Source organism: Salicola sp. AFF1, assembly GCF_056783195.1.
The window spans coordinates 1-3,452 of record NZ_JBXAYL010000063.1 but is presented as its reverse complement, the minus strand read 5'-3'; the positions used below and the strand labels follow the sequence as shown (position 1 = coordinate 3,452).

Below are 3,452 nucleotides of genomic sequence, written 5' to 3'. Positions count from 1 at the left end.
CGTGAACTTGTGCATCAGGTCATCCAGGAGCGGCTCCATGGAAATCAAACTGCATCAACAGGCCACAACCACGCCCCGAATCCGAGCTGAGATTCAGCAGGCACCAGCTTCGGTCAGCAACGCCGAGCTCGCTGCTCAGTACAACGTCAGTATCGCAACGGTCCGGCGCTGGCGCTACCGGGATGAGGTTCATGATCGCTCCCACACCCGCCACAGCCGGCTCACCGCGCTGACCCAGGAGCAGGAGGAGGTGCTGGTGGCGGCGCGCGAGTTCCTGCATCTGCCCCTCGATGATCTGTTGGTTGTGGCCCGCGAGTTTGTGAATCCGCAGCTGTCACGCTCGGCACTGCAGCGCATGCTCAAGCGCCGCCAGGTGCCCACGCTGGCCGAGCTTCGGCGCCAGGAGGCGGATGAGGCCAATGAGCGCGCTCACAAGCCGTTCAAAGAGTATGTACCGGGCTTTGTCCATGTCGACATCAAGTACCTGCCCCAGATGCCGGATGAGCACCAGAGGCGCTACCTGTACGTGGCCATCGACCGCGCTACCCGTTGGGTCTTTCTGCAGGTGCGCGACAGCCAGTCCGCGGCCGATGCCCAGGCGTTTCTGCGCCAGCTCACTGACAAGGCTCCGTTCCGGATTGAGAAGCTGCTCACCGATAACGGCAAAGCGTTCACAGATCGGTTCTCACGCGGCGGTCAGCGAAGCCCCAGTGGCAACCATCCAGTGGACCGCTATTGCCATCAGCAGGGCATTGAGCACCGTCTGATTACCCCTGGCCGGCCCCAGACCAACGGCATGGTCGAGCGGTTCAATGGGGGCATCAGTGACGTCCTCGCCACACGGCGCTATGATTCCAGCGAGGATCTGGAGAGCACCCTTAAGCGCTACAACTGGCTTTACAATCACCAGATCCCTCAACGGGCCCTGAACCAGCAGCCGCCCATACAGGCGATGAAACAATGGCAGGCTGACCGGCCCGAATTATTTCACAAAAAGGTTATCGATCATCCGGGACCAGACAGTTAGTGGGAAAAGGAGTATTACATGCACATAGGGATCATTGGCGGAATCGGCCCAGGCGCAACCGAGTTTTATTACCGGAATTTGGTCAGACAAGCCAACAGCATTGGGGCGGGAAAGCTCGACCTGACGATCGTCCACGCTCAGATGTCAGAGTTGGTGGAGAATCTCAAGGCTGGTTCTGCTCATTCTCAGGCTCAACGTTATCTTGAGTTAACGAACCGCTTAAAGGCCGCAGGCGCGGACGTCGTCGCGTTGGCCTCCGTTGCGGGGCACTTTTTTGAGGACGAATTTTCCGAGGTTTCGCCGTTACCTATCGTAAGCATGGTCGGCGAGGTAGATCGTTATCTGGCAGAACAGGGTTTCGAGAGAGTCGGGATACTTGGTAACAAGGTTACTATGGAAACCCGCCTTTTTGGTGGTGTATCGGCGGCTGAACTAGTCATACCTGAGGGCGAAGATCTTGAGTTGGTAAACGAATTATACATGAATATGGCAACGCGAGGTGAGGCGACTGAATTTGAAAGTGACTCCCTCATTAAGATTGGAGCGCGGCTTTGCTCAGAACAAGACGCCCAAGCAGTACTGCTTGCGGGAACTGATTTATTCTTGGCATTTGGGGACGGCAATTGCGGGTATAAGGTGATAGATAGTGGCCTTGTTCATATCGACGCACTGGTGCGCCAGATCCGATAGATCACCATTAATCGGGTAGCCAGGGGCATCTAACCCCCAGCCCCCACAACTCCCTGCATGCGGCTCCGCACAGGGCGTTTCACCGGCAATGGTGAAGCTTGATCCAGCCATCACGCAGCGAGACCAGTCCCTCGGCTTTCAGAAAGTCATTCGATAATGCCTGCTGAATCCCTGGGGTTTTGGAGCTGCGCCATGGCCCTTTGCTGGTGATGCCACACGCCACTGCGGCCTGTACGTGAACACCCAACTTCATCAGATTCCGGACTTTGGTACGCTGCTTGCACCACTGTCGCCAGTAAGCCCGACGGATCCAGTGATCCAGGTCACAGCAGCGCTGGTAGCCGGTGGCGATACCAAAGTAGTGATTCCAGCCACGGATATACGGGCTGATTTTGAAGAGCTGGGCTGAAAACTACCGTAGACTCGCTTGGAGGAAGACCTCATGAAGAAAGGACTTGAACTAACAATCCCCCCGCCCCTGATAGCGCTGACAGTCGCTTTGCTGATGTGGGGTATTGCGCAACTCGTACCCGGCGCGGCCCTGCCATTGCCGCGTTCAGCGACGCTGGCGTTTGTGGTAGCGATGGCTGGTTTTGGCATTGCCCTCGTCGGTATCCTGCAGTTCTGGCGCGCCAGTACCACGGTTAATCCGCATACGCCCCAGAATTCCGAACAGCTGGTACAGCACGGGATCTACCGCTTCAGCCGAAACCCGATGTACCTGGGGCTTGCTGTCGTGCTGCTGGCCTGGGCTCTTTATCTCAGTAATGGCCTGTCGTTGTTTCTGATTCCGGGCTTCATCGTCTACATCAACCGGTTCCAGATCCTGCCGGAAGAACGCCACATGCGGGCGCTGTTTGGCCAGTCCTTTGATGAGTACGCCGCCCGGGTAAGACGCTGGATCTGATGTAAAACCTGGTTGCTCGGAAAGAGGCATTAAATGGTCCGCGTTTCCTGGCCAGTATTCCTGGCCCACATGCTGTTTCTGCTCGCGGCCTGGACGGTATTCATCAAATACCTGTTTCCGCTGGCGTTCGCCCTCGTCCAGGGCATCGACTGGCACACCTACATCTATTGGGACCTGTGGCCCATCGCCCATGTGTGGCTGGGCTGGGCACTGCTGGCACGGCCGGGCTATACGCGCGCGCTGGCGATTGGTATGGCATTGGTTGAAATCGCCATCATCATCACGCTGTTTTGGGCCTTCCTGATGGATCCGGAGTGGTCGATCTGGCGCACCAACTGGTTTGTGAACAAGGTCTTCATCCTCGCCTGTTTTATTCTTGTGCTGTATGCCGCACTGAGGCACCCGGCGGACTTCAGGACATCTCGTTGATGGGAGCAGCGCTTGTCGCTGAACAGCCCACCCATCGCATGAACGCTCTGCCCTCGGTTCCGGCCCTTTCTAAGCCCCCCGGTACCGATCAATCAGCTCGCAGAGCGCGTCCAGCCCATCCGTGAGCGCGGCAGGCCCCGGCTGAAGAATCAACGGTGACTTAACCTCGTGAAGCTCATTGTTGGCAACGGCGGGAATAGCCGCCCACCCCGGTCTTTCCGCCACCTGTTCCGGGCGGAACTTGCGGCCACACCAGGAGCCGATAATAAGCTCCGGCTGGCGCGCCACAACCTCGCTGGGGTCTTCAATGATGCGCTCCTTGGTGTTAGTGGCCAATTAAAATGACCCACTACTGGCCATTAATTTTGACCCACCTCCGGGTGGCCGTCAGGCCACAGA

General features: G+C 57.6%; 6 protein-coding genes. 4 read left to right on the top strand and 2 right to left on the bottom strand.

Annotated elements, in window-relative coordinates; genetic code table 11:
- Window positions 1–37 precede the first annotated feature (37 nt).
- Window positions 38–1,027, top strand: coding sequence for an IS481 family transposase (locus AC1RQI_RS16420; protein WP_481905689.1), 990 nt, complete (start codon window positions 38–40; stop codon window positions 1,025–1,027).
- A gap of 18 nt (window positions 1,028–1,045) precedes the next feature.
- The gene (locus AC1RQI_RS16415; RefSeq protein WP_481905688.1) at window positions 1,046–1,717 is read left to right on the top strand and encodes an aspartate/glutamate racemase family protein; all 672 of its coding nucleotides are present in this window, start codon (window positions 1,046–1,048) and stop codon (window positions 1,715–1,717) included.
- 79 nt (window positions 1,718–1,796) lie between these two features.
- Here the strand turns inward: AC1RQI_RS16415 and AC1RQI_RS16410 are convergent, their stop codons facing one another.
- Window positions 1,797–2,069 carry a hypothetical protein gene (locus AC1RQI_RS16410; RefSeq protein ID WP_481905690.1) on the bottom strand — a complete coding sequence of 91 codons (273 nt, stop codon included), beginning with the start codon at window positions 2,067–2,069 and terminating at the stop codon, window positions 1,797–1,799.
- Window positions 2,070–2,159: 90 nt separating this feature from the next.
- Here AC1RQI_RS16410 and AC1RQI_RS16405 point away from each other — a divergent pair, with 90 nt between their 5' ends.
- Entirely contained in the window at window positions 2,160–2,624 is a 465-nt protein-coding gene (locus tag AC1RQI_RS16405; protein WP_481905687.1) for a methyltransferase family protein, read from the top strand.
- 33 nt (window positions 2,625–2,657) lie between these two features.
- A complete protein-coding gene (locus AC1RQI_RS16400; RefSeq protein WP_481905686.1) occupies window positions 2,658–3,053 on the top strand; it encodes a hypothetical protein in 396 nt (131 codons plus the stop codon).
- A gap of 69 nt (window positions 3,054–3,122) precedes the next feature.
- Here AC1RQI_RS16400 and AC1RQI_RS16395 read toward each other — a convergent pair whose 3' ends face one another.
- Entirely contained in the window at window positions 3,123–3,389 is a 267-nt protein-coding gene (locus AC1RQI_RS16395; RefSeq protein WP_481905685.1) for an ABC transporter substrate-binding protein, read from the bottom strand.
- Window positions 3,390–3,452: the final 63 nt, after the last annotated feature.

Coding starts and splice junctions, on each gene's coding strand:
- AC1RQI_RS16415 (WP_481905688.1), top strand. CDS start 1,046: ATGCACATAGGGATCATTGGCGGAATCGGCCCAGGCGCAACCGAGTTT.
- AC1RQI_RS16420 (WP_481905689.1), top strand. CDS start 38: ATGGAAATCAAACTGCATCAACAGGCCACAACCACGCCCCGAATCCGA.
- AC1RQI_RS16400 (WP_481905686.1), top strand. CDS start 2,658: ATGGTCCGCGTTTCCTGGCCAGTATTCCTGGCCCACATGCTGTTTCTG.
- AC1RQI_RS16405 (WP_481905687.1), top strand. CDS start 2,160: ATGAAGAAAGGACTTGAACTAACAATCCCCCCGCCCCTGATAGCGCTG.